The 23,783-nt window shown below is 67.3% G+C and carries 21 protein-coding genes and 1 pseudogene; 12 read left to right on the plus strand and 10 right to left on the minus strand.

Features of this window, described 5'->3' with window-relative positions; all coding sequences use genetic code 11:
* The first annotated feature begins 25 nt into the window (after positions 1-25).
* Positions 26-1,252: an orc1/cdc6 family replication initiation protein gene (locus LI336_RS00795; RefSeq protein ID WP_227130717.1), complete on the plus strand. Its 1,227-nt coding sequence runs from the start codon at positions 26-28 to the stop codon at positions 1,250-1,252.
* Between the two features lie 259 nt (positions 1,253-1,511).
* On the opposite strand, the gene fabG is transcribed toward LI336_RS00795, so the two are convergent.
* The 5 genes from fabG to LI336_RS00820 all read right to left on the minus strand — a co-directional run bounded on the left by fabG (position 1,512) and on the right by LI336_RS00820 (position 5,318).
* The gene (fabG, locus tag LI336_RS00800; RefSeq protein WP_227130718.1) at positions 1,512-2,255 is read right to left on the minus strand and encodes a 3-oxoacyl-[acyl-carrier-protein] reductase; all 744 of its coding nucleotides are present in this window, start codon (positions 2,253-2,255) and stop codon (positions 1,512-1,514) included.
* Positions 2,256-2,542: 287 nt separating this feature from the next.
* The gene (gene phaC, locus LI336_RS00805; protein WP_368408333.1) at positions 2,543-3,946 is read right to left on the minus strand and encodes a class III poly(R)-hydroxyalkanoic acid synthase subunit PhaC; all 1,404 of its coding nucleotides are present in this window, start codon (positions 3,944-3,946) and stop codon (positions 2,543-2,545) included.
* Position 3,947: 1 nt separating this feature from the next.
* The gene (locus LI336_RS00810) at positions 3,948-4,493 is read right to left on the minus strand and encodes a poly(R)-hydroxyalkanoic acid synthase subunit PhaE (protein ID WP_227130719.1); all 546 of its coding nucleotides are present in this window, start codon (positions 4,491-4,493) and stop codon (positions 3,948-3,950) included.
* 44 nt (positions 4,494-4,537) lie between these two features.
* Positions 4,538-4,981, minus strand: coding sequence for a hypothetical protein (locus LI336_RS00815; protein ID WP_227130720.1), 444 nt, complete (start codon positions 4,979-4,981; stop codon positions 4,538-4,540).
* Positions 4,982-4,994: 13 nt separating this feature from the next.
* Positions 4,995-5,318: an AbrB/MazE/SpoVT family DNA-binding domain-containing protein gene (locus LI336_RS00820; RefSeq protein WP_227130721.1), complete on the minus strand. Its 324-nt coding sequence runs from the start codon at positions 5,316-5,318 to the stop codon at positions 4,995-4,997.
* 216 nt (positions 5,319-5,534) lie between these two features.
* Between LI336_RS00820 and LI336_RS00825 the strand changes: the two genes are divergently transcribed.
* The 7 genes and pseudogenes from LI336_RS00825 to LI336_RS20485 form a co-directional block, all read left to right on the plus strand.
* Positions 5,535-6,191: a MaoC family dehydratase gene (locus LI336_RS00825; RefSeq protein WP_227130722.1), complete on the plus strand. Its 657-nt coding sequence runs from the start codon at positions 5,535-5,537 to the stop codon at positions 6,189-6,191.
* 169 nt (positions 6,192-6,360) lie between these two features.
* On the plus strand, positions 6,361-7,257 hold the full coding sequence (locus LI336_RS00830) for a DUF726 domain-containing protein (RefSeq protein WP_227130723.1): 897 nt from the start codon (positions 6,361-6,363) through the stop codon (positions 7,255-7,257).
* Positions 7,258-7,444: 187 nt separating this feature from the next.
* Positions 7,445-8,614 carry an alpha-1 4-glucan-protein synthase gene (locus LI336_RS00835; RefSeq protein ID WP_227130724.1) on the plus strand — a complete coding sequence of 390 codons (1,170 nt, stop codon included), beginning with the start codon at positions 7,445-7,447 and terminating at the stop codon, positions 8,612-8,614.
* Positions 8,615-8,901: 287 nt separating this feature from the next.
* Positions 8,902-10,062, plus strand: a complete 1,161-nt coding sequence (locus tag LI336_RS00840; RefSeq protein WP_227130725.1) for an extracellular solute-binding protein — start codon at positions 8,902-8,904, stop codon at positions 10,060-10,062.
* A 25-nt stretch (positions 10,063-10,087) separates the two neighbouring features.
* Positions 10,088-11,698: an ABC transporter permease gene (locus tag LI336_RS00845; RefSeq protein ID WP_227130726.1), complete on the plus strand. Its 1,611-nt coding sequence runs from the start codon at positions 10,088-10,090 to the stop codon at positions 11,696-11,698.
* Positions 11,699-11,733: 35 nt separating this feature from the next.
* On the plus strand, positions 11,734-12,891 hold the full coding sequence (locus tag LI336_RS00850; RefSeq protein WP_227130727.1) for an ABC transporter ATP-binding protein: 1,158 nt from the start codon (positions 11,734-11,736) through the stop codon (positions 12,889-12,891).
* A 6-nt stretch (positions 12,892-12,897) separates the two neighbouring features.
* Positions 12,898-15,036: pseudogene (locus LI336_RS20485) on the plus strand (DUF7846 domain-containing protein); the annotation flags it as partial.
* A 42-nt stretch (positions 15,037-15,078) separates the two neighbouring features.
* Here LI336_RS20485 and LI336_RS00860 read toward each other — a convergent pair.
* The 3 genes from LI336_RS00860 to LI336_RS00870 form a co-directional block, all read right to left on the minus strand.
* Positions 15,079-15,888 (minus strand): dolichyl-phosphate hexose transferase, encoded by an 810-nt coding sequence (locus LI336_RS00860; RefSeq protein WP_264475216.1) that lies wholly within the window; start codon positions 15,886-15,888, stop codon positions 15,079-15,081.
* Between the two features lie 57 nt (positions 15,889-15,945).
* A complete protein-coding gene (locus tag LI336_RS00865) occupies positions 15,946-16,296 on the minus strand; it encodes a VOC family protein (protein ID WP_227130728.1) in 351 nt (116 codons plus the stop codon).
* Between the two features lie 112 nt (positions 16,297-16,408).
* Positions 16,409-16,636: a hypothetical protein gene (locus LI336_RS00870; protein WP_227130729.1), complete on the minus strand. Its 228-nt coding sequence runs from the start codon at positions 16,634-16,636 to the stop codon at positions 16,409-16,411.
* A 175-nt stretch (positions 16,637-16,811) separates the two neighbouring features.
* Here LI336_RS00870 and LI336_RS00875 point away from each other — a divergent pair, with 175 nt between their 5' ends.
* A complete protein-coding gene (locus LI336_RS00875) occupies positions 16,812-17,471 on the plus strand; it encodes a DUF998 domain-containing protein (RefSeq protein WP_227130730.1) in 660 nt (219 codons plus the stop codon).
* Positions 17,472-17,550: 79 nt separating this feature from the next.
* A complete protein-coding gene (locus LI336_RS00880; RefSeq protein WP_227130731.1) occupies positions 17,551-19,182 on the plus strand; it encodes a potassium channel family protein in 1,632 nt (543 codons plus the stop codon).
* 18 nt (positions 19,183-19,200) lie between these two features.
* Here the strand turns inward: LI336_RS00880 and LI336_RS00885 are convergent, their stop codons facing one another.
* Positions 19,201-20,280: a hypothetical protein gene (locus LI336_RS00885; protein WP_227130732.1), complete on the minus strand. Its 1,080-nt coding sequence runs from the start codon at positions 20,278-20,280 to the stop codon at positions 19,201-19,203.
* A 122-nt stretch (positions 20,281-20,402) separates the two neighbouring features.
* On the opposite strand from LI336_RS00885, the gene LI336_RS00890 reads away from it, so the two are divergent.
* Both LI336_RS00890 and LI336_RS00895 read left to right on the plus strand, forming a co-directional pair.
* The gene (locus LI336_RS00890) at positions 20,403-20,681 is read left to right on the plus strand and encodes a UPF0058 family protein (RefSeq protein WP_227130733.1); all 279 of its coding nucleotides are present in this window, start codon (positions 20,403-20,405) and stop codon (positions 20,679-20,681) included.
* Between the two features lie 120 nt (positions 20,682-20,801).
* Positions 20,802-23,264 carry a DUF7527 domain-containing protein gene (locus LI336_RS00895; RefSeq protein WP_227130734.1) on the plus strand — a complete coding sequence of 821 codons (2,463 nt, stop codon included), beginning with the start codon at positions 20,802-20,804 and terminating at the stop codon, positions 23,262-23,264.
* A 137-nt stretch (positions 23,265-23,401) separates the two neighbouring features.
* Here LI336_RS00895 and LI336_RS00900 read toward each other — a convergent pair whose 3' ends face one another.
* Positions 23,402-23,707 carry a hypothetical protein gene (locus LI336_RS00900; protein ID WP_227130735.1) on the minus strand — a complete coding sequence of 102 codons (306 nt, stop codon included), beginning with the start codon at positions 23,705-23,707 and terminating at the stop codon, positions 23,402-23,404.
* Positions 23,708-23,783 lie beyond the last annotated feature (76 nt).

The raw sequence follows: 23,783 nt of genomic DNA on the forward strand, positions 1-23,783 counted from the left end.
TAGGGTGAGTGCTACGGTCGAACGCATGCGTCGTTTCGAGCGCAAGCGGACGATATTCGCAAACAAGGACGCGCTCAGAGAGAGCTATCAGCCCGACCGCATCCAGGAGCGCGACGAGGAGATCGACGCGTACATGGACGCCCTCCAGCCCGTCATCGACGGCTGGGAGCCCAACAACATCTTCCTCTACGGGAACACCGGCGTCGGGAAGACCGCGGTCACGGAGTACCTTCTCGAACGCCTTCGCGAGGACGCGCGCGGCTACGACGACATCGACCTCTCCGTCCTCACCCTGAACTGCAAGCCCCTCTCGTCCTCGTATCAGGTCGCGGTCGAACTCGTGAACGAACTGCGGCCGGACGGCGGCGAGATATCGACGACGGGGTACCCCCAGCAGACCGTGTTCAACAAGCTCTACGAGGAGATCGACGCGGTCGGCGGCACCGTCCTCCTCGTGCTCGACGAGATCGACTCCATCGGCGAGAAAGACGAGTTGCTGTACGAGTTGCCCCGCGCCCGGTCGAAGGGCGACCTGGAGAACGCGAAGGTCGGTATCATCGGCATCTCGAACGACTTCAAGTTCCGCGACCAGCTGGACCCGCGCGTGCAGGACACGCTCTGCGAGCGCGAACTCCAGTTCCCACCGTACAACGCCCAGGAGCTCTCGAACATCCTCTCCTCGCGCGCCGAGATCGCGCTCCGCGAGGACGTGTACGACGACGCGGTCGTCCGACTCTGTGCGGCGCTCGCGGCCAAGGACCGTGGGAGCGCGCGACAGGCGCTCGACCTCCTCCTCCTCGCCGGTGAGCAAGCGCAGAACAACGGCGACGACTTCCTCGAGGAACGACACGTCGAGCAAGCCCAGCACGAACTGGAACGCGAGCGCGTCGAGGAGGGCATCCGACAACTCACGCAACACGGGCATCTGGCGCTCCTCTCGGTCGTGTCGCTGGCGCGCGCCGGCCGTACCCCGGAGCGCTCGCGGAACATCTACGACCGCTACCTCGACGTCTGCGACGCGATGGGTATCGACAGTCTCGCGCAGCGCTCGGTGCACAACCACCTCTCGGACCTCCGGATGCTCGGTATCCTCACCGCGCGCGAGAACCGCTCGGGGAGCCGCGGGAACTTCTACAGCTACGAACTCGACGTCCCCCTCGAATCCGCGCGGCGCGCACTCGAGGACGAACTCGGCATCGAGGACGGCCTCGAACCCACCACGCAGGCCGCACTCGGCGACCACGGCGACTAGTGTTTCCGCTGGCCAGTCGCTCCCGGCGACTAGTGTTTTCGCCGGCCAGTCGCTCCCGGCGACTAGTGTTTTTGCCGGCCAGTCGCTCTCGCCGCCGAGGAGGACGCCGCAGAACTCGCGGTGTTTTGCCGCAGTGGCCGCGCGGACTCAATCCGTTCGTTCCACGCATCAACCCCACCACCGCTGCATGTGAAGCGACAACGATGCGACGAAGCGGTCGCCATCCCGAAGAACCAACCGTGGACGCGGCCGTGACCGCTCAGAGGTCCATGCCGCCGTTGACGTCGATGACCTCGCCCGTGATGTAACTCGATTCCTCGGTCGCCAGGAACCGCACCGTCGCTGCGATGTCGTCGATCTCCGCGAACCGCTCCAGAGGAATCTGGGCGACGATGCGCTCCTGGACCTCCTCGGGGACCTCGGCGAGCATGTCGGTGCGCGTGAACCCAGGCGCGACGCAGTTCGCGGTCGAGCCACCCGACGCCAACTCGATGGCGATGGTGCGCGTGAACCCGAACACGCCGGCTTTCGCCGCGGCGTAGTTAGCCTGCCCGAAGTTCCCCTGCTTCCCGACGATACTCGAGATGTTGATCAGCCGCCCCTCGTGGGCGTTCCATATGTCGTCGTAGAACGCTTGCGTGCAGTTGAACAGCCCGCCGAGGTTCACGTCCATCACCTGGTCCCACTCCTCACGAGTCATGTTCACGAATCGCGTGTCCTGCGTGATGCCGGCGTTGTTCACGAGGACGTCGACCTGGCCGAACTCGTCGTGCGCGAGCTCGCGCATCGCTTCGACTTCGTCGCGGTCGCAGACGTCCGCCTTCGCGCTGATGGCCTGACCGCCTTTCTCGTGGATGCTCTCGACGGTCTCGCGCGCGGCCTCGTCGCTCGACCGGTAGTTCACGACGACGTTCGCCCCTCGCGCGCCGAGGTGTTCGGCGATGCCGCGTCCGATGCCACGCCCTGAACCCGTGATGACACAGGTGCGTCCTTCCATAGACATGCGTTGAGATGCGAGCCACCGGTGGCGACTCGACAGTATCTGGACAATCGTCCAACTGCATCTTAATGGTTCGCCCGTGTGCCTTCCCGAGCGCCGTACGGGCGGTCGTCATCTTTCGATATCACCCACTCGTCGACCTGATACGTCTCGAACTGCTGGTCGGAGGACCGACCGTATCGAACGACGCGGCGTCGTGTAACGGTCACCCGCAAAAAGTCGAACTGCCAATCGCCGTCGGAACCGTCATCCCGTCGAGGAGCGTCGAGGCCGTCGTCGACCCTGACTCCTCACTCTGCGACGTGCGCGCCGGCCTGGTCGATCCAGTCCTCGACGCGAGACACCGGAAGGTCGGTGTCGCTCGCGACGGTCACTGCGTCCGCGGCGGCGAGCGCCGTAACGGAGTCGTAGCCCGCGTCCGAGAGGCGCTCGGCGTACGCCGGCCCGATACCGTCGAGGTCGGTGAGGTCGGGCGTGTCCGTCCCCTCGACCTCGATCTCGACGCCGTCACCGTCGGGGGCTTCGGCGGACGCGTCCGTCGCGTCCTCCGCGATGGCGGCGTCCGCACCATCGACCGCCTCGACGTCGTGCTCGACCGCGTCCGCCTCGTCAGGCATCCGTGCCTCGAACCAGTCGCAGACGTCCGGCCAGAGCTTCGCGTGACTCTTCGAGGACACGCTCATCCCGATGTGTCCCGTCGGGAACTCCATGATGGTCTTGTCGTCGCTCGGGATGGCGTCGTTGAACGGCTTCGACGCCTCCGGCGGGATGAGGTGGTCGTACTCCGCGACGATCTGGAGCACGGGCATGTCGATCTTGTCGATGTCGACGTGCTCGCCGCCCAGGTACAGCTCGTTGTTCATGAGCTTGTTCTCCTGGTAGATGTCCTCGATGAACTCGACGAACGTCTGGCCGGCGACGTCGATGCCGTCACCGAGCCACTCCTCCATCCGCGCGAAGTTCTCGACGAAGTCCTCGTCCTCGACGTTCTCGTAGAGGTTCACGTACTTCGTGACGTAGTTCTGGACGGGGTCCATGAGCGCGAACCCGACGTCGAGGAACTCCGCGGGGACGTTGTGGAACGTGTCCGTGACCGCACGAGGCTCGAAGTACTCGTCGTCGCCCCAGAGTTCGAGGACGCCGCTGTCGCCAGCGAAGCAGAGGCCGGCGGCCATGAGCGCGAGCGTCCGGACCTTCTCCGGGTTGAGTGCGGCGTACATCGTACTCATCGTCCCGCCCATGCAGTACCCGAGGACGTTGATGCTGTCCTGGCCGGAGCGTTCGCGGACGACGTCCACGCAGTTCTCCATGTAGCGGTTCACGTAGTCGTCGAGCGTCAGCGACCGGTCGAGCGACGACGGCTCGTCCCAGTCGATCATGTACACGTCGAACCCGTTGTCCAGGAGCGTCCGGATGACCGAGCGCTCGGGCTGGAGGTCGAGGATGTACGGGCGGTTGATGAGCGCGTACACGACGAGTATCGGGACCGAGTGCTGTTCGTCGGTGCGGGACTCGTAGTGCAGGAGTCGGAGCTTGTTCTCCTCGTAGACGACCTCGCTCGGCGTCTCGCCGACCTCGACGTCCTGGAACGTCTCCGTGCGTTCCGGCGCGACCGTCGTCTTCTCGATGAGTTCGCTCGCGTTCTCCCAGGCCCGCCGCTGGGCTTCCATGGTGGCAGCGAAGGGGTTCTTCACGCTAGTCCTCCAGGTGTTCGAGGACGCGGTCGAGCTTCTCCTCGACGGCGTGCTGGCGGCGCTCCAGTTCCACGAGCCGGTCGCCGACCTCGACGACCTGCTCGTCGGTCGCGAACCCGAGCTGTTCGAGCGTGTCCTCGGCCATCTGGTCGGCCTGGCGCTGGGTCTCCATCATCTGCTGCACCGTCGACCCCGTCCACGCGGCGAACGCGGTCGTCTCCATGACGTCCTTGAACGCGGAGTTCGCGGTGTTCAGCCAGATGTCGCGGAACTCGCTCGGGTCGACCTCCTCGCCTTCCATCGAGTCGTTGACGCGGTCGACCATCTGGTCGGCGGCGTCCATCCACGCCTGGTAGGCGTCCTTGTAGCCCTCGAGGCCTTCCTCCATCTCGGGCTGGTTCATCTGCTGGGCGTCGACGGCTTCGCTCCACTGCTCGACGAACGACGCCTGCGCTTCCATGTTCTGCTCCATCGCCTCCATGAACTGCTCGTTCATGTCGGAGACGAACTCGTTCCAATCTGTCGGGACTGTCTGTTGGTTTGCCATAGTAATTGCTGCGAAGGGTGTACTCAAAACGGTTGGGTCGGCACTCAGGCGGAGACGGACTCGGTGACGTCCTCGACGTCGGCCTCGACCTGCTCGTGCGTGTCGAGGAAGGAGTCGAACGAGGAGTCGACCGCGTCGACGTACGCGTCGGCGAACTCGTCGTACGCGCTCGCGCCGTCCTGCATCGCGTCGTTCATCGCGTCGAACGCCTGGTGCTGGCTCTCGGTGAGCTGGTCGAAGCCGTCGTCGACCATCTTCTCGAACTCGCTGAAGTCCGCGCTGCCCTCGGGCATCATGGACTCCATCGCGTCGAACATCGCGTGCCAGGTCTGCTTGGAGACGTCGTTGTTCTGCTCGGCGAGGGACTCCATGTTCTCCATGGCGTCCACGAACTGGTGGACGGTCTCCTTCTGGACGTCGACGGCCTCGTGGGTCATCTCCTGGGTCTGCTCGATCATCTGGCGCTGCATCTCGAAAGCTGCGGTCATGGGGTTGGTGGTTTCACTCATTGGAATCACGGTTGCGTTTGACGGGGATGACGATCGTCTGGACGATGTCGCCCTCCTCGATGTCGAGCGCTTCGCGCTCGGCGTCGGGGATGCTGATGCGTCCGCCGGATTGGACGCGCGTCTTGAACATCGCGGACCCCATCGTGAGGCCGCGAAGGTCGGTCATCGCGTCGGAACTACCGGTGGAGGCCTGGAGGAACTGCTGGAAGAGCTCCTGCTGGGAACTCACCGCTTGTTCGCTCGCCTCCTGCATCTGTTCCTGGAACTGCTGCATCATCGCGGGCGACCAGGGCATCTTCGGCGACTCGTCCGTCATCACCAACATGTACGACCGCATCCATCATAAGCGTTCCGCTGAATGGTGGCAGATGGTTCTCAATACCAACGAACGGCGTAATCCGGGACTCAATGTGGCGCCGTCCCCGGATTACAGACCCCCAGTCTGTCGGATATCGGGGTCCTCTGGCCACCTACCGGTGAATTCACCACGAGCCAAAGGAGACTTAACGCCGTCCGACGTATGCTCTCTAACATGAGCGAACGACACAGCGAGGTTGCGACCCCGTTGACCGCGATGGCGTCAGCGTGGACGCGCTTCGCCGAGACTGCCGTGAAGGGTGCGACCGCGGCGAATCGAGCTGCGTTCTCCGCGTTCACCGTCGACGGATACGCCGACGCGTACGCGCCGAGGGACGACGACCCGGAAGCGGTACGCGAGGCGTCGGTCCCGTCGCTCGCGTACGAGGAGCTGGACTGGACGTTCGAGCGAACGGTCGACGCGCCGAGCGACATCACGGTCGGCGACACCGTCTCCTTCGAGAAGCAACTCGACGAGGACGACGTTCGTGCGTTCGCACGTGCGAGCGGGGACACGAATCGCCTGCACCTCGACGACGAGTTCGCTGCCGACACGCGCTTCGGTGGGCGCATCGCTCACGGCACGCTCGTCTCCGGACTCATCAGCGCGGCACTCGCACGCCTCCCCGGACTCACCATCTACCTCGGCCAGGACCTCGAGTTCCAGGGTCCGGTCAAGATCGGCGACCGCGTGAGTGCGACCGTGGAGGTCCTCGAGGACCTCGGGAACAACCAGTACCGGCTATCGACGGTCATCCACGACGAATCCTCGGACAAGCCGGTCGTCGACGGCGAAGCGGTCGTCCTCATCGACGAACTGCCGGAGAACTGAATCCAGTCGTCCGCAGACCTCGCCCCGACCCGGAGGACCACCGCGGACGTGCGTCCTGTAGGATGTCGGTCTGGAGATTAGTTCTGTCTTACAAATCGCAAACCGAGTAAAACGTTGCTTGATTGCTCGCTCGATAGCTATAAATTCCTCATACTACTCATGCGAGATTATGTCTCACTTGTCAGAGGCTACCACGGGCACTGGTATCGAGACCGGCCGTCGACAGTTCTTGCGCCGAGCGGGCGCGGTAGGCGCCGCAGCAACGGGACTGGTCGCGACGAGTAGCGGAGCGACCGCCGAGGAGGCGGCGACCTTCCCGCGGATCAGTACGCGAGGGCACTACGACATCACCTGGTACGGGTCGGTCTATCGGAAGGACGAGTACACGAAGTGGGAGTACGACACCGTCGGGTCGATACCGGGCCTTGACGGCGGCGCGCCAGCGGAACTGCTCGTGCACGTCCACGGGTGGCGAAACGAGTCGAACGAGGCCGTCGACGGGTTCCGGGAGGCCCGCGAGGCGTACCGGGCGAACGGCTACGACCACCCGGTCGTCGGGTTCACGTGGGATTCGGACTCGACGGTGTTCGGGTGGTGGGACTCCACGGAGATCGCGGAGGCGAACGGCCTGAAGCTCGCGCAGTTCGTGTACGATTACCGCAACCAGAACCCGGATACGCGCGTTCGCCTGGTCTGTCACTCCCTGGGCGCACGCGTCCTCCTTCGTGCGGTCGAGGTCCTCGACGACTCCGACGTGACGGACTACGTGGACTCCGTCTCGCTGCTCGGTGGCGCGGCCGACAACGACGCGGTGTCGACCGGCGGCCGGTACGGCCCGCACGTCGCGAACGCGGTCGGGCAGGCGGACAACTTCTGGAAGGACGAGGACGACGTCCTGAACTGGGCGTACACGACCGCGGAATGGGATTCCGCGGTCGGCGAGGAGGGCTGCGAGGGCACGCAGCCGGGGAACTACCAGGACCACAACGTCGATTACGTCCCCGACCACTTCTCGTACGACCAGTCCGGAGAGGGCTGCATCGGGGACGTCGTCGCCCAGTGGTGAGGTGGAGGCGGGGTGGAGGCGAGCCGGGTGGGGGAGGGTCGAGGCGGGATGGAGTGAGGCGAGCCGGGCCGTCTGAGTGGGATGAACGGGCGATCGTGGGGTCGATTCGGCCGCACTCATTCGGTTTAGGCTCGCCGAAAGAGATGGACAATCTTTTAGGTGTGCCTAAACACGCTACGTGTAACTGATGACGAAACCAGACATCTGCGTCGTCGTCCCGACGATCCGCGAGTGGGAATGCATCGAAGACTACGTCGCGAACGCGCGCGACCACGGCTTCGACACCGACCGCCTCGAGTTCGTCCTCGTCACCGAGGACTTCTGTCCGACCGACGAGATGCAAGCGATGCTCGACGACCTCGGCGTCGAGGGCTCGGTGTTCGACGAGTCCGCGCGCGAGGACTGGTACGAGGCCCACGGCATCGAGGAGTACGGTCACCTCGTCCCCGCGGCGAGTCACGCCCAGACCTCATTCGGTCTGCTGTACCTCTGGGCGCACGACCACCCCTACTGCCTGTTCATCGACGACGACACGCTGCCCCACGACGACGTCGACTTCTTCGGCACGCACATGGACAACCTCCAGTACGAGGGCGAACTCACCGAGGTCGCCTCCGACGAACAGTGGGTGAACGTCCTCTACCAGAACTTCGACGAGCACGACCTCTACCCCCGCGGGTACCCCTACTCGGCGATGGACGAGGAGCGCGAGGTCGGCACGACGCACGTCGAGGACGTCGTCGCCTCGCAGGGCCTGTGGACGAACGTCCCCGACCTGGACGCGGTCCGCATCCTCATGGACGGCGACCTCCAGGGGCAGGCTCAGACCCGAACCTCGAAGGACGACTTCGGCGAGGACTTCGTCGCCGCACGCGAGAACTACCTCACGGTGTGCTCGATGAACCTCGCGTTCCGCCGCGAGGTCGTGCCCGCGTTCTACCAGTGCCCGATGGACGACAACGCGTGGGACGTCGGCCGGTTCGACGACATCTGGAGCGGGCTGTTCCTCAAGCGCGCCTGCGACGTCCTCGGGAAGCGCATCTACAACGGTGACCCGCTCTGCGAGCACAACAAGGCCGCGCGGTCGACGTTCGGCGACCTCGCGAACGAGGTCCCCGGCCTGGAACTGAACGAGCACGTCTGGGAGCTCGTCGACGAGTCCGGCGCGGACGCGGACTCGTACGCGGCCGTGATGGACGCGATGGCGACCGCGCTCGCCGACGGCGACTTCGACGACTGGGAGAACGGCGAGTTCCTGAACCACGTCGGCGAGTACATGCACGACTGGCTGGACGCGCTCGAAGCGCTCGACGGCCTCCCCGGTCGGACGCGCGCCGCGGCGCTCGCGGACGACTGACCGGCCGAACCGACCGAACCGATCGAAGGCTGGCTCGACGGTCGACCGGCCGAACCGACCGACGGTCGACTGCGTCACCGGTCGACGTTCCGTTTCTCGACGCCGCCGCGTCGCGGCCCGTGACTCGCACGCTTGGGCCGTCGTTCGACGCGTTCACCGTCGAACGAGCACGATGGGCTTCCGACGTCCCGTCACCGCCGGGACTGGTTTGTTTCACGAAAGCATCGCCCGTACGTACGAGCGCAAACCGGCAAGTATATAAGTTTTAGGCCGGCCTAAATCAATACATGAGCGAAGACGACGGACCACGACGACGTCTCGGTCGCCGCGAGGTCCTCGCGGCATCAGCAACCGGCGCCGCAGCGGCGACCGCCGGCTGCGTCGGCAGCATCTTCGGTGACAACAACTCGGAGAACGAACTCTCGCTCTCCGACTTCCGCGGCTCCGGCCCGTTCGTCTCCGGGCGCCCCGCACCGGACGGCACCTCCATGGACGACCTCGACGACCTCTCGGGCACCCTCTCCATCTACATCGGCGGCGGCGAAGGCGGCCTCTATCGCGGCCTCATCGAACTCCTCCAGCAGAAGTACCCCGACTTCGACGCGCAACTGAAGTCCGCGCCCTCCACCCAGCTCGCGAACACCATCATCCAGGAGAGCGAGAACGGGAACCCGCGCGCCGACGTCTTCTGGAGCATCGACGCCTCCTCGCTCGGCCTCGTCGCCAACGCGGGGTACGCGACGTCGCTCCCGAGCGCCGTCACCGACCCCGTCCCGAGCGAACTCCAGGACAGTAACGGCCGCTGGGTCGGCGTCGCCGGTCGCGCTCGCGCCATCCCGTACAACACGAACCGCTTCAGCGCGAGCGACATCCCGAACAAGGTCGACGCGTTCGCGAACCAGGAGCGGTTCGCGAACTCGATGGGCTGGGGGCCGACCTACGGCGCGTTCAAGTCCTTCGTCACCGCGATGCGCATCATGGACGGCCGCGAAGCCACCAAGCAGTGGCTCCAGGGGATGCTCGACCAGGGCACCGAGGAGTTCCGCGACGAGTACTTCGTCTCACGCGGCGTCGCGACCGGCGCCGTGTCGGCCGGATTCGCGAACCACTACTACGCGCTCCGCGTGAAGGCCGCCCGCGAGAACCCGCCCATCGACCTCGCCTTCACCGAGAACGACGCCGGTGCGCTCGTCAACGTCTCCGGCGTCGAGATCATCGAGGGCACGCAGCGCTCGGACCTCGCGGGACTGTTCGCCGAGCACCTCCTCACCGCGGAAGCACAGGAGTTCTTCGCGACCCGCGCCTACGCCTACCCGATGATCGCGGGCGTCCAGCCCGTCGGCGACCTGCCGACGATCGACGAGCTGAACCCGCCGGAGCTCGACCTCACCGAGCTCAGCGACCTCGAACCGACGCTCGAACTGATGCGCGAAGTCGGCGTCCTCTGATGGGGGTCGCGGAGGGCGAGAACTGATGGCGACCGAGGAGGGCCTCGTCGACGCGTTGCGTCGCGAAGCACGCGGTGAACGGACGCTCGCACTCACCCTGTTGAGCGCCGCGATCGCCGCGCTCGTGCTCTCCCCGGTCGCGTGGATTCTCCTCGAGGCGAGCACCGTCGGATTCGCGCGAGCCGTGAACCTGCTCGCGGGAGCGCGGATGGTGCAGGTCCTCGTGAACAGCCTCCTGCTCGTCGGTATCGTCACCGGTGCGTCGGTCGTCCTCGGCGTCCCGCTCGCCATCCTGACGAGCCAGACCAACCTGCCGTTCCGCCGGTTCTTCACGGTCGCCATCTCGCTCCCGCTCGTCGTCCCGAGCTACATCGGGGCGTTCGCGTACTTCACCGGATTCGGGGAGGATGGCGCGCTCACCGCGGCGCTCGCGGACGCCGGCGTCGCCGTCTCGCTCCCGGAGATGACGGGACTGGTGGGGACCGCGGTCGTCCTCACGTTGTTCACGTTCCCGTACGTGTTCCTGTCGACGCGCGCGAGCCTCGCGTCGTTCGACGGCACGCTCCTGGAGGCCGCACGGACGCTGAACCACTCGCGGACGTCGGCGTTCTTCCGCGTCGTCTTCCCGCAAGTCCTCCCGGGTATCGCCGCCGGCGGCCTGCTCGTCGCGCTGTACGCGCTCAGCGACTTCGGGACGCCCGCCATCATGGGGTACGACGTGTTCACGCGCATCCTCTTCGTGAACTACTACGACTTCCAGCTCGCCGCGTTGCTCTCCGTGCAGTTGCTCGCGGTGACGGCGGTCATCATCGCGCTGGAATCCGCGGTCGAGTCCGGCGACGCCTCCGGGTACGCGTCCAGTAACCCGGACGCCGCCACCCGGCTCGAACTCGGGTGGCTGAAGGGTCCGGCGCTCGTCGTGTGCTCGCTCGTCGTCGTCGCCGCGCTCGCGGTCCCCATCGTCGTGCTCGTCCTCTGGCTCGTCCGCGACACCGGCCAGACCGGGTTCGGGTACGCGTTCTCCTGGGAGTACGGCTGGAACTCGCTCTCCGTGAGCGTCCTCGCGGCCGTGGCGAGCATCCTGTTCGCGCTCCCGGTCGCGTACAACTCCGTCACCGACGACGGACGGCTGTCGCGGCTCGCGGAACGCGGGACGTACGTCGGGTACGCGGTCCCCGGTATCGTCGTCGGCGTCGCGCTCGTCGCACTCGGGAGCAAGTACGCGCCGTTCCTCTACGGGCAGATTCCGCTGCTCGTGTTCGCGTACGTCGTCCGGTTCCTCCCGCAGGCCGTCGGGAGCGTCCGCTCGTCGGTCCTCCAGGTCGACGGTCGACTCACCGAGGCCGCGCGGACGCTCGGGCACTCGCCGCGAGCGGCGTTCCGGAAGGTCACCCTGCCGTTGGTCGCACCCGGTATCGTCTCCGGGGCCGCGCTCGTGTTCCTGACGACGATGAAGGAGCTACCGGCGACGCTCTTGCTGAGACCGGGAGGTTTTGAAACCCTCGTCACGTACATCTGGATGGTACAAGAGTCTCGCCACTACGGGAAGGCTGCCGTGCCCGCGCTCGTGCTGGTCGGTATCTCCGCGATCTCCATGCTGGTGTTGCTCTCGCGAGGTGGAAACGATGTCACGTAATGAAGATGCAAGCGACGTCAGGGATGGTGTGATGGATGTCACGTAACGAACCCAAGCGCGCTTTGGAGCGCGAGGACCCGTACGCGCAGTCGGCGTCGAGCGACGACGTCGGGAATCCGGGGGCGACCGACGTCGTCCTCGAACTCGACGGCGTCACGAAGCAGTTCGGGCCGGAGTGCGCGGTCGACGAGCTCTCGCTGTCCGTGCACGACGGCGAACTCCTCACGCTCCTCGGGCCGTCGGGCTGCGGGAAGACGACGACACTCCGGATGCTCGCCGGTCTGGAACGCCCGGACGGTGGCGAGGTTCGACTGAACGACCGCGTCATCGCGGACGGCGACGGGCGGTTCCGGAAGCCGGAGCACCGCGACGTCGGGATCGTCTTCCAGGACTTCGCGCTGTTCCCGCACCTCTCGGTCGCGGAGAACGTCGCGTTCGGCCTCCAGGACCGCGACGGGGACGCGACCGACGCCCGCGTCACGGAACTCCTCGAGCTCGTCGGGCTGGACGACCAGCGCGACTCCAAGCCCGCGCAGCTCTCGGGCGGTCAACAGCAGCGCGTCGCGCTCGCCCGGTCGCTCGCACCCGAGCCGAGCGTCCTCCTGCTCGACGAACCGTTCTCGAACCTCGACGTGCGTTTGCGCGAGCAGATGCGCGAGGAGGTTCGCGCCATCCTCAAGGAGACGGGCGTGACCGCGGTGTCGGTGACGCACGACCAGGAGGAGGCGCTCTCTATCTCGGATCGCGTCGCGGTCATGCACGAGGGCGACGTCGAGCAGGCGGGGACGCCCGAGAAGGTGTTCCAGCACCCAGAGTCCCGGTTCGTCGCGTCCTTCCTCGGGCAGGCCTCCTTCCTCACCGGGCACTTCGGGCACGGCGCGGTCGAGACCGCGCTCGGTGACTTCCCGGCGTCGATGGTCGAGGGGTTGACGACCGAGTACGAGAACGCCGAGGTCGACCTGCTCGTCCGCCCGGACGACCTGCGCGCGACCCCGGTCGAGGACGGGTCCGGTGGGAACGGCGAGATCATCTACCGGCAGTACATGGGGCCGTCGTTCGTCTACCGCGTTCGATTGGAGTCCGGGGACGTCGTGCACTGCCAGCACAATCACGTCACGGACTTCGAGCTCGGCCAGCGCGTGAACGTCGAACTCGTCGCCGACCACACCATCGCCTGGTACCCGACGCAGTAGCCGCTCGTGGTCGACGTCGACTCCTTCCTCGCGTCTGTGCGTGCCTGGACGAGCGACCGCGCCGTCCGCGTCGCGCTCGCCGCGTTCGCGGGCGTCGTCGTCTTCGTCGTCTCCGTGGTCGTATTCCCGTACCACTCGACGAATCACGACGAGGCGGTGTACCTCCAGCAGGCCGCGCTCCTCCTGGAGGGACAGGTGTTCATGCGGCCGCCGGTCCCCGAGGCGTTCCGCCCGTGGTTCTTCGTGCGCGACGGCGACGCGCTCTACTCGAAGTACACGCCCGTCACCGCCGCCGTCTTCGCGCTCGGGAAGGGGCTCGCGGGCTCGTATCGCGTCGCACTCGGCGTCGTCGCTGCGGGGAACGTCGCGCTCGTCGTCGCGCTCGCCCGGGAAGCGTTCGACCGGCGGACCGCGCTGCTCGCTGGCGCGCTCCTCCTGGTCTCGCCGCTGTTCGTCGTCTCCTCGTCGGTGTTCCTCTCGTACGCGCCGACGACGCTGTTCAACCTCGCGTTCGCGTACGCCTACGTCCGGAGCGTCCGCGTCGATGGCGAGGGGTCCGGCGACGACGCTCCCGCGCGTTTCGGTGCGAGTCGACGCGGGCTCGCGTGGGCGGCGGTCGCGGGCGTCGCGGTCGGACTGGCGTTCTTCTCGCGGCCGTACACCGCGGTCCTGTTCGCGACGCCGTTCGTCGCGCACGCCGCCTACCGCGTCTTCGCCGTGCGGTCGCGGCGCGTGCTCGCCGCGAACGCCGTCACGGGCGCGCTCGGCCTGGCGTTCGTCGCGCTCGCGCTCTCGTACAACGTCCTCGTCACCGGCGATGCGCTTACGTTCCCCTACCAGGCGTTCGCGCCCGAGGACGGCCTCGGGTTCGGCACCCGCGAGATACTCGGCTACTCGCGAGAGTACACGCCGGCGCTCGCACTCCGCGCGAACGCCGAGGTCGTCGCGAGGCTCCTCGTCCGCTGGGTGCCGCTCGGTATCGCCGGAACGCTCCTGGCGGGCTGGGGCGCGCGGCGGGCGTTCGACGCCGACGCGTTCGCGACGAACACGACCGCGGTCGGCGAGACTGCCAGTGGGACCGTTCGCGGGCTCTCGGACCGGACGCTCCGCGCGCTCCTCCTCGCCATCGCGCCCGTCGTCGTCGTCGGGAACGTCGCGTTCTGGGGGAACCTCAACGTCCTCGGGGACCTCGACGTCCTCGGCGATGGCCTCGTGTGGACGCTCGGCCCGTACTACCACTTCGACGTCCTCGTCCCCGTCGCCGTCTTCGGCGCCGTGGGCGTGCGAGACCTCGCGACCCGAGTGCGCGCTCGCGTCGCCGCGGCCGACGGCAACCGACGCCGGGCCGTCGCTGCCGTGGGCGTCGCGCTCGCGCTCGTCGTCGCTGCCGTGGGCGTCGGCGCGCTCGCACATCCGGTGGCCGCGAACTACGTCACCAGCCAGCACCTCTCGGACGCCTACGACGTCGACCGCGAGTACGACGACGCCGTGGTCTTCCTCCCGCAGATCTACGGCGACTGGCTGAACCACCCGCTCCAGGGGTATCGTAACGACGCCGGGTTCGACGGCGACGCCGTGTACGCGCTCGACCGCGACGCGGAGAACTTCGCGGTCGTCGACGCGTTCCCGGAGCGGTCGTACTACCGGTACACGTACCGCGGGGAGTGGCTGCCGTTCGAGGGCGAGTCCATCGAGCCGCGAATCCAGCGCGTCGACGTCGCGCGCGGGGGCCGCGCGGGCGTCGACGTCTCCCTGGGGACGCCCCAGTGGACCGTCCGCGGCGCCGTCGAGTTGACCGCCGACGACGACACCGTCGCGTACTACGTGAACGACACCGAGGACGACGTGGACGTTCGCCTCGTCGTCGCGGACGGTCGCGCGCGTCTCGTCGGCAGCGACGTCCAGCCACGTAGCGGGAACGGGAGCGTGCGCGTCGCGAGTGCGGACACGGTCACGGTCACCGCGTTCCTCGGTGGACAGGGCACCGCGGGGCTGACGTACCGCGTCGAGACGCCCGTCCGTGGCGGCGCCGGCGGGAGCGCGAGCGCGGTGATGACGCCGTACGTCGAGACGTGCGTCGAGTTCGGCACCTGCCGGGGCGGCGCCGCGTACCTCCCAGACGAGAGCGACCCCGGCGTCACCGTCACCGTTGACGTCTGGTCGACGTCGACGCGGTCCCAGAACGAGTCAGTCGAACAGTCGCCGGCCGCGTTCCTCCAGGCAGACCCGGAGGATGCCGGTGCCGATCTCCCAGCCACCCTGGATGGGGTCGAGCTTCGTCTCGCCGGCGCGTTCGCCGTACGTGATGGGTATCTCGACGACGTCGTAGCCCCGCATCGCGGGACGGATGAGGAGTTCCGCGGATAGGGCGGTGTTCGTCGTCCACACGACGTCCTGGAGGACGTCGCGCCGGTACGCGCGCATCCCGGTCGTGGTGTCGTGGACGCGCGTCCCCATCAGGGCGCTCGCGAGCACCGCGAACGCGTGGTTCCCGAACCGGTTGAACGCGGGCATCGCGTCCGCGCCGTGATAGAGGCGGTCGCCGGAGACGACGTCGTAGCCCTCGTTGATCTTCTCGAGGAACCGCGGGAGCGCGTCCATCGGGTACGTGTCGTCGCAGTCGGTCGTGACGACCACGGGCCGGTTCGGCGTGAGGACGGCCTCGCGGACCGCCACCCCGTACCCCTGGGGTTCCTGCTCGACGACGGTCGCGCCCTTCTCGCGAGCGATCTCTGGCGTGCGGTCGTCCGAGCCGTCGATGCAGACGACCTCCGCCTTCCCGTCGGTGACGCGCTCGATGTCGTCGAGGACGGTGCCGATGGCGGCCTCCTCGTTGTACGTCCCCATCACGACCGCCAGGTCGTCGAACGTGTACGGCGTCGACCCGCTCGTCACTTCGTCGTCCGTCGTGGTCGCTTCGTCCGTCGCGATTCCGTCGCCGGTCGCGGCGTCTTCGGTCGTCGTCGAGTCGCCAGCAGCGTCGTCGCTGTCTGTCATGGCCTCGGCTAGCCTGCGCGCCGACTTTAGGCTTACCAAAAACTCCGAAGGTGGTCCTCAGATCGGGTCGGTCTCGTGCAGGAACGTCTGGAACTCCATCTTCCGCCCGTCGGGGTCCGTCGCGAAGAACTGGTAGATGTCGAACGCCTCGTTCACCTCCGGCTCGCCACGCGCACGGTCGGCGAACCGCTCGTAGAACTCGTCGACGCCCGCCCGGTCCTCGGTCACGAACGTCAGGACGCCGTCGGTCTCCGTCTCGTCGCTCGCACAGAACCCGAACAGGAGGTTGTCGTACCGCAAGATCGTGCACGCGGACTGCTCCAGCCACACCTCGGCGCCCACCTCCTCGACGTAGAACGCAGCGGTCGACTCGTAGTCCTCGCACCCGAAGAACACGATTCCGGACATACCGATGCATCCGCGGACCACGACCAAAGACGTTCGCGTAGCAGGAACCGACTGCCGGTGCCCGAGAGGTGAGGGTCAGCGGACGGCGTGCGATGCAGTCGGCGGCCTGACGTCAGCCGGTGAGTTCGACGACGAACAGCAGGACTTGCGGGGCGACGAGCAGGAACAGCCCGAGCGCGACGAGGAGTGCGGGCACCCAGAGGAGGTTCATGAACCCGCCGAGCCAGAGGCCGAGGCCGGCGAGCAAGCAGAGGATGCCGACGATGCGCAGCACCCACGCGAACGCCTCTTCGAGTCCCGAGTCTGCGACCAGTTCGACGACCTCCAGTGCTTCGTCCATGGCACCTGGACCCTGCCCGCAGACGGTCTTCGACGCCCATCCTAGACAGTGAGGGCCGCGTCGTCCTCACCCGTCGCGGCAGGGGTTCGATTCTTGCGTTCGACGCAACTCGAAGGTAATTCTTACCGACCGTCGGCAATCAACTTTTTCCCACCCCGGCCTCAACGGAGAGTCGATGACACGTCTTCGTCGAACGCTTGCGTACTTCGGCTTCGCGGCACCTGCCGCATCTATCGGTCTCGTGTTCCTCGCGACGCTCGTCGACCCGAAGTACTCGTGGGCGACGCGCTCGCTCTCGAGCATGGGCGAATCGACCGGACTCGGCCTCCTCGCGCTCGGGTCATCGAACCAGCTCGCGTGGCTGCTGTTCAACGGCGGCCTGTTCGCGGGCGGCATCCTCGGGCTCCCGTTCGTCGCACTCCTCTGGATGGACGCACGGAACCGCCCGGAACGCGTCGGCGCCGCCTGGTTCGGGTTCGCGCTCGTCTGCATGTCCGGCGTCGGCGTCGCGTTCCTCGAATCCGACGCCGCCGCCGCGCCGTTCGACCAGTTCCACTTCCTGTTCGCCGTCCTCCTGTTCTTCTCCATCGCCATCGCCCCCTGGATCCACGGCTCCGGGATGGCGCTCGCCGGCGACGCCCGCGCGGGCGTCCTCACGATGTGGCTCGCGAACCTGTACACCGTCCAGTGGGTCGTCTGGATCATCCTCGAGGCGATGGTGTTCACGGGCGACGGCGACACGTGGACGTACTTCGCCGTCCCAGAGTTCGTCGGTGCGCTCGCGCTCGGCGGCTGGGCCATCTGGCTCGCCACCCGCAAACTGCGGGGCTTCTGACGGCAACGGGACCCGAGACGGGCTCGTGACCGCGATGGCTCCCGCAACCGTTTAGGCGACGCCGTCTGGTACACTCACCATGGACACCTGGCGGCAACGAACCGCGTACTACCTCGTCGGGCTGGCCGCCGTGATGTTCGCGTACGCCGGCCTCTACTACTACGGGATGAACGCGATAGAGGGCCGTCCGCGGACGTTCCTGCACGCGCTCCAGGTCGTCGTCGAGACGTTCACCACGACCGGATTCGGGTCGGACTCGCCGTGGCAGACCCCCGAGATGAACGTCCTCGTCATCGTCATGGACCTCACCGGGGTCGTCCTCATCTTCCTCGCACTCCCCGTCCTCGTCTTTCCGCTGTTCGAGGAAGCGATCTCCACGACGGTTCCCACCACCGTCGGGGACGACGTCACCGACCACGTCGTCATCTGCACGTACACGACGCGCGTCGACCCGCTCGTCGCGGAACTCGACGCCGTCGACGTCCCCTACGTCATCGTCGAACCGGACCGCGAGAAGGCCATCGCTCTCGTCGAAGCCGGGTACGACGTCATCCACGAGGACCCCGACACGGAACGGGGCCTCGTCGGCGCGAACCTCACCGGCGCGCGCGCACTGGTCGCGGACGTCTCCGACCAGGTCGACGCCAGCATCGTCCTCGGTGCGCGCGCAATCTCGGACGACGTCCCGCTCGTCAGCATCGTCGAGGAACCGGAGAGCGTCCGCTACCACGAACTCGCGGGCGCCGACGTCGTGCTGTCGCCGCGGTCGATACTGGGCGAGAGTCTCGCGAACAAGGTCGCGGCGGCACTCACCGCGGACGTCGGTGCTGCGATCGAGATCGGCGACCAGTTCGACATCGTCGAGTTCCCCATCCATCGCGGGAGCGAGATCGTCGGGAAGACGCTCGCGGAGAGCGGGCTCCGCGAGCAAGCGGGCGTGAACGTCATCGGCGCGTGGTTCGACGGCGACTTCGAGTCGCCACCGGACCCGGAACGACCGATCGAGTCCGGGACCGTCCTCCTCGTCTCCGGCGAGGAGACCGCGCTCGAACGTGCCAAGGAGCTGACGCTCAGCGAATCCCGGCGGGTTGCGCGCGGCGAGACCATCGTCGCGGGCTACGGCGAGGTCGGCCGGCAGATCGCGGCCGCGTTCGACGAGGTGGACCTCCCGTACACGGTCCTCGACATCGAGGACAAGGACGGCGTGGACGTCGTCGGCGACGCGACGAACGCGAAGGTGCTCGAACGCGCCGGCATCCACGAGGCGCGGTCACTCATCCTCGCGCTCCCGGACGACACCGCCGGCGAGTTCGCGACGCTCGTCGCACGCGACCTGAGTGACTCCGTGGAGATCCTGTGCCGAGCAGAGGAGGTCGAATCCACGAAGAAGATGTATCGCGCCGGCGCGGACTACGTCCTGTCGCTCGCGACCGTCACCGGTCGCATGGTCGCCTCGGAGGTCCTCGACGAGGACGTCATCTCGCTGAACACCCAGATAGAGGTCGTGCGAACGAAGGCCCCGGGACTGGCGGGGAAGACGCTCGCGGACGCGCTCGTCCGGTCCCGGACCGGGTGTACGGTCGTCGCACTGGAACGGGACGGCGAGCTCGACACGGACGTCGGCCCGGACACGGAGATCCGCGCGGACGACGACCTCATCGTTGCAGGCACGGACGCGGGGACGAACCGGTTCAAAGAGCTGCTCGCGTAGGCACTCGACGGCCGCCGCTCATTCGGGGTCGACGACGCGCTTCGGGCCGGAACCGACGAGTTCGCCCTCGCGGCTTCCCGGCGCGACGTACGTCCAGACGCGCGACCCGTCGCCGCCGTCGACGACCGGGGCGTCCTTGAGTCCGCGCTTGATGCACCGCCACCAGCCGGACTCGCTGTCGTACCCCGCGGGGTACTCCGCGTAGAGCTCGTCGACGAAGTCACTGCGCTTCGCGCGGTCGACGTCGCGGAGGTACGCGAGCGCCGCGCCGACGGCCTCCCGTCGGGGCGCGGACGTCGACTCGGACCGGCCGGGGACGTCGAGCGAGTCCAGGTCGACGAGGTCCTCCCCGGGGCGGACGTCCGGACTGGAGCGCGCGATACGCGTCCCGGACCGATACTCGAGCCCGGTCGAGGGTTCTCGGCCGAGGCGTTCGCGCGTCTTCGCGACCGCTCGTCGCGCGAACTCGTCGAGACGTTCGCCCTCCACGCCCTTCAGCTGGTTCGCGTGCGACCCGAGGGACTCGTCCTCGAAGCGCTCGACGCGCTCCGGCGCGAAGTTCCCGGCGATGTCGACGGCCTCGTTCGCCTCGTCGCCGGCGTCGTCGCTCCGCGACGGCCGCTGTCGGCTGGCGCCGTCGCTGGCGGTCTCGTCCACGTCCCCCGCGGCCTGTGGGTCGGCCGTGGTCCGTGGTTCTGCAGGGGTCGTCGTCGATGCCGACTCGGCTCCGGGCTGCGGGTCTGCGGGCGTCGACGACGACTCGGCCGTCGTCCGCGCTCCGCTCCCGTCGGTCGCGCGTGCACGCCCGGCGTCGCCCTCGGTCACGGCCGCTGGCTCCGGCTCGCCGACGCCACCGGCCGCAGCACCGCCGTCACCGCCACGCTCCTCGTCGCGCGCCGAGAGCTGGGCCTCCAGTTCGTCGACGCGCGCCTGGTACTCCGTCAGCAACTGGTCGCGTTCGGTGCCCTGTTCGATCGCGGCGCGGTTCCCGATGATCCAGCGCAGGTACTCGCCGCGGTCCTCGAACCCCAGGAGGTCGACCTCCGTGTCGAGCTTCCGGACGTCCTCGGCGGACAGTTCGAGGCGTATCTCGGGCATCACCGTCGGCTACGCCCGTCCCCCCTATAAATCGTGGCGCAAGATACCGAGCCCTCGGCGTGGAGAACGTTCGCACGACCCGGGCCAAACCCTTAAATCTCGGCGAACGCATACGAATGGGCATGCACAAGGACGAACTCCTCGAGCTCCACGAGCACATGGTGACGATAATGGAGAACTTCAGCGACCAGGACGAGGTCCCCGACGACCTGTTCTCGACGTACCGCGAACTCGACATCGACCCGTCGGACGTCCACAAGTCCAAGAGCGAGCACAAGCACGCGGTGTTCGTGCTGGGGAACTCGCTCGCGAACGCGATGAGCGAGGACGAGTTCTCGAGCGCCGGCCGGATCGGGAAGCGCATGAAGGAGCTCGCCGAGGACGCCGAATCCAAGATATGAACGCGTACTGTTCCTGTCATCGCTTCGTCACCGAGTGACGACGCCAGGGGCTGATTCCGCTCGCGTGGCCGGGTCGCGACGGCGGAACCTATTTGGTCCGTGTGGGGCGAAAGGCAGTACATGGACTCCCGAACGGAAGCGCGCGTCAAGGACTGGGATTCGCGTCCGTTCTCTGACGGCTACGAGGACTTGCGAGAGCTCGCGGACGCGGAGTTCTCGGGGGCGGTCGAGACCGGGTCGACGACGGCGTTCGTGTTGAACGGGAAGGTCGTCGGCGTGGTCGGTGGCGACGTGGAGTCGTTCGACGCCGCGTCGGGCACGATCTACGAGGCACCCCATCCGAGTCTCCCGCTCCTGTTCGCGATGCGCGAGCAGGGCGGCGAGGAGCGCGCGAAGTACTACACGAACGACACCCCGATTTCGGAGGCCGACGAGACGTTGTCCTCCGGGTCGTTCACGGGCTACGTGGAGTTGTCCGAGAACGTCCTGTCGGGCGATTACTACGTGGTCTACTACGGCGGTCGGTCGATGAGTTGCGCGTTCGTCGGGAATCAGGAGAAGCTGATAACGGACGACGAGGCGTTCGACCGCGCGGACGACGAGGTCGGCATCTACACGGTCTGGGACGTCGATATCGAGGTCCAGGACATCCCCGCGGACGAGGAACCGGACGAAGACACCGCAGCGGGCGCTAGCGCTGGCGGCGCTGCAGGGGCAGGTGGCGCTGCGGGCGCTGGCAACGCTGCGGGTGCAGGCAGCGCTCCGGGCGCTGGCGGCGCTGCAGGTGCAGGCGGCGGGGCTTCGGCGGACGAGCGCGTCGACGACATCGAGTCGACCGCGGACGACGCCGCGTCGACGCCGTCGGGCGCGGACGAGGTCGCTGGCCGCGACCCGACGAACGGTGGTGCGGAGGACGCGGTCGCAGCACCACCGATTGACGACGCGGAGGCCGGGAGCGGAGACGCCCAGGCGACGGGCGATGACCCGGTCGTCAGCGAGGCGGAACCGACGTCCGACCAGACGTCTCGACGTGGTGCGCCGGCCGAACGCGGGCGGACGGACGACTCGGTCGACGAGGAGCGACGTGGCGCGCGCCCGGTCGACGACGGTGACACTACGGCCCGCGACGAGCGTGCGGGGAGCGAGGACGCGGCGTCCGGGCGTCGAGCGCGGAGCGAGACGGAGGCGTCCAGCGGTCGGAACGCTGCCGGTCGCACCGCGACCGGGCCGGCGGACCCGACGGCCGAGACCGACGCGACTGCGGCTCCGAGCGACGACTCGACCGGCGGTGCGATGGCGGAGGTCCCCGACGAGGTGATGGCGGAGGTCGAGGACGAGGCGCGAGCGAGCGAGGTCGACGACGAGGTCGCGTGGCGCGAGACCACGACCATCCCGTCTATCAACCCCGACCGGACGACCGAGGACGACGAACCGGACCCGCTCGCGGCCGGTGCCAGCGGGACGACCGGAACGACGTCCGAGGCCCGTTCGACGACCGAACGCGACCCCGGGCGGACGCCACCGAACTCGCAGGCGTCGCGGTCCAACGAACGCGCCACGGGGAGACAGGGCGCGAACGAGCCCCGGAGCGCGACCACGAACGGCGCAGCGACCGGCGGCGCGGACCCCGAACGCGTCGCAGAGCTCTCCGAGGAACTCGAGACGGCGCGCGAGGAACGCGACCGGATCGCGGCCGACCGCGACGAACTCGAAACCGAACGCGACCGGCTCGCCGAACGCAACGACGAGCTCCAGGCGCGCGTCGACGAGCTCGAGGACGAGGTCGCGTCGCTCGAACGCGACCTCGCGGCGGCGCGCGAACGCCTCGAAGCGGAGACGCCCGGTGACGACGTCGTCGAGCTCTCGCCGCGAGAAGCGCTCGAAGGCACGAACCTCTTCGTTCGATACGGCTCCAAGAGCGCGACGACGCTCGAGGACGTCCACGACAGCGACGTCGGGATCGCCGACCTGGAAGCGAACCTCCGTCTCGAGTATCACACGAGCTTCGACGCGGAGAACGCGGTCGTCGACGGGAAGGCCTACGACGAGTTCCTCTACGAATCCACGCCGTACCAGTTCGTCGAGTGGTTCGTGTACGACCTCGTCTTCGAGATCCGCGACACGGGGAACGAGAGCGACCTCGGCGAGCTCTACGAGGCGTTCCCGAAGGTCGACCGCGTCGAACTGTACGGCGACGTCTCCCTGCGATACGAGGAGGACGGCGAGGAACACCGCGAGCAGACGACGTTCGACGTCGTCGTCCGCGACCGGATGGGGAATCCGTTAGCGGTCGCGAACGTCAACGCGTCACGGGACCCGGCGACCGAGGAGATGATGGTCGACCTCCAGGAACGCGGCACTCGCGTCAAACGGACGAGTGACGCGCTCGCCGGTGCGTTCATGGTGACCGCGAGCTTCTTCGCGCCGGAGGCGCTCGAGATCGCGAACGAGGCGACCAGCGGCGGTCTCCTGAGCCGCGACTCGAAGAAGTCCTACGTGAAGCTGTCGCGCAAGCGCGGCTACCACCTGTGTCTCGTGGAGACCCGCAACGGCGAGTTCCACGTGAACGTTCCGGAACTGTAATCGCGTCACGGAACTCGAGTCGCGTCCCGGCCGTTCGCGGCCGTCGCGGCCGTTTGTGGGTGTCGATGGACCGATCGAGCCGGGTCGGTGACGCCGTCGCTGTGGGTCGTCCGTCGAACGAGAGAAGAACGAGGGGTCTAGTTCTCGACTTCGGCCGCGTTGTCGATCTTCATGTTGTCCATCTTGTCGACGATCTCGTCGATCTTCTCGTCGAGGTCGTCCACGAACTCGGAGGTGTGGTCCGTGGTGATGGCGCCCTGGCTCGAGGGCTCGATGAGGTTCTCTTCCTCGAGGACGCGCAGCGAGTAGCGAACCTTGTGATGTGGGTAACCCGTCTCGTTGGACATCTTGACGATCCCGATGGGTTCGTTCTCGATGACCATCTTCAGGACCTGCAGATGCCGCTCCAGCATGTCGACTTCCTTCTCAAGTCGGTCTATCATGGCATTTGTTAACTTGTCGTTCGGGGTTTTAAACCTTACTCTCCCATTGGCATGGTTCCGCAGAACAGTGTCTACC

Origin of the sequence: Halorubellus salinus, from assembly GCF_020567525.1 — an archaeon.
GTDB lineage: Archaea > Halobacteriota > Halobacteria > Halobacteriales > Natrialbaceae > Halorubellus > Halorubellus salinus.

Excerpts from the sequence above, each read along its gene's own strand:
- LI336_RS00795 (WP_227130717.1), top strand. The coding sequence starts at position 26 with ATGCGTCGTTTCGAGCGCAAGCGGACGATATTCGCAAACAAGGACGCG.
- fabG (WP_227130718.1), bottom strand. The coding sequence starts at position 2,255 with ATGTCTATGGAAGGACGCACCTGTGTCATCACGGGTTCAGGGCGTGGC.
- LI336_RS00810 (WP_227130719.1), bottom strand. The coding sequence starts at position 4,493 with ATGGCAAACCAACAGACAGTCCCGACAGATTGGAACGAGTTCGTCTCC.
- LI336_RS00815 (WP_227130720.1), bottom strand. The coding sequence starts at position 4,981 with ATGACCGCAGCTTTCGAGATGCAGCGCCAGATGATCGAGCAGACCCAG.
- LI336_RS00820 (WP_227130721.1), bottom strand. The coding sequence starts at position 5,318 with ATGACGGACGAGTCGCCGAAGATGCCCTGGTCGCCCGCGATGATGCAG.
- LI336_RS00825 (WP_227130722.1), top strand. The coding sequence starts at position 5,535 with ATGAGCGAACGACACAGCGAGGTTGCGACCCCGTTGACCGCGATGGCG.
- LI336_RS00830 (WP_227130723.1), top strand. The coding sequence starts at position 6,361 with ATGTCTCACTTGTCAGAGGCTACCACGGGCACTGGTATCGAGACCGGC.
- LI336_RS00835 (WP_227130724.1), top strand. The coding sequence starts at position 7,445 with ATGACGAAACCAGACATCTGCGTCGTCGTCCCGACGATCCGCGAGTGG.
- LI336_RS00840 (WP_227130725.1), top strand. The coding sequence starts at position 8,902 with ATGAGCGAAGACGACGGACCACGACGACGTCTCGGTCGCCGCGAGGTC.
- LI336_RS00845 (WP_227130726.1), top strand. The coding sequence starts at position 10,088 with ATGGCGACCGAGGAGGGCCTCGTCGACGCGTTGCGTCGCGAAGCACGC.
- LI336_RS00850 (WP_227130727.1), top strand. The coding sequence starts at position 11,734 with ATGTCACGTAACGAACCCAAGCGCGCTTTGGAGCGCGAGGACCCGTAC.
- LI336_RS00860 (WP_264475216.1), bottom strand. The coding sequence starts at position 15,888 with ATGACAGACAGCGACGACGCTGCTGGCGACTCGACGACGACCGAAGAC.
- LI336_RS00865 (WP_227130728.1), bottom strand. The coding sequence starts at position 16,296 with ATGTCCGGAATCGTGTTCTTCGGGTGCGAGGACTACGAGTCGACCGCT.
- LI336_RS00870 (WP_227130729.1), bottom strand. The coding sequence starts at position 16,636 with ATGGACGAAGCACTGGAGGTCGTCGAACTGGTCGCAGACTCGGGACTC.
- LI336_RS00875 (WP_227130730.1), top strand. The coding sequence starts at position 16,812 with ATGACACGTCTTCGTCGAACGCTTGCGTACTTCGGCTTCGCGGCACCT.
- LI336_RS00880 (WP_227130731.1), top strand. The coding sequence starts at position 17,551 with ATGGACACCTGGCGGCAACGAACCGCGTACTACCTCGTCGGGCTGGCC.
- LI336_RS00885 (WP_227130732.1), bottom strand. The coding sequence starts at position 20,280 with ATGCCCGAGATACGCCTCGAACTGTCCGCCGAGGACGTCCGGAAGCTC.
- LI336_RS00890 (WP_227130733.1), top strand. The coding sequence starts at position 20,403 with ATGCACAAGGACGAACTCCTCGAGCTCCACGAGCACATGGTGACGATA.
- LI336_RS00895 (WP_227130734.1), top strand. The coding sequence starts at position 20,802 with ATGGACTCCCGAACGGAAGCGCGCGTCAAGGACTGGGATTCGCGTCCG.
- LI336_RS00900 (WP_227130735.1), bottom strand. The coding sequence starts at position 23,707 with ATGATAGACCGACTTGAGAAGGAAGTCGACATGCTGGAGCGGCATCTG.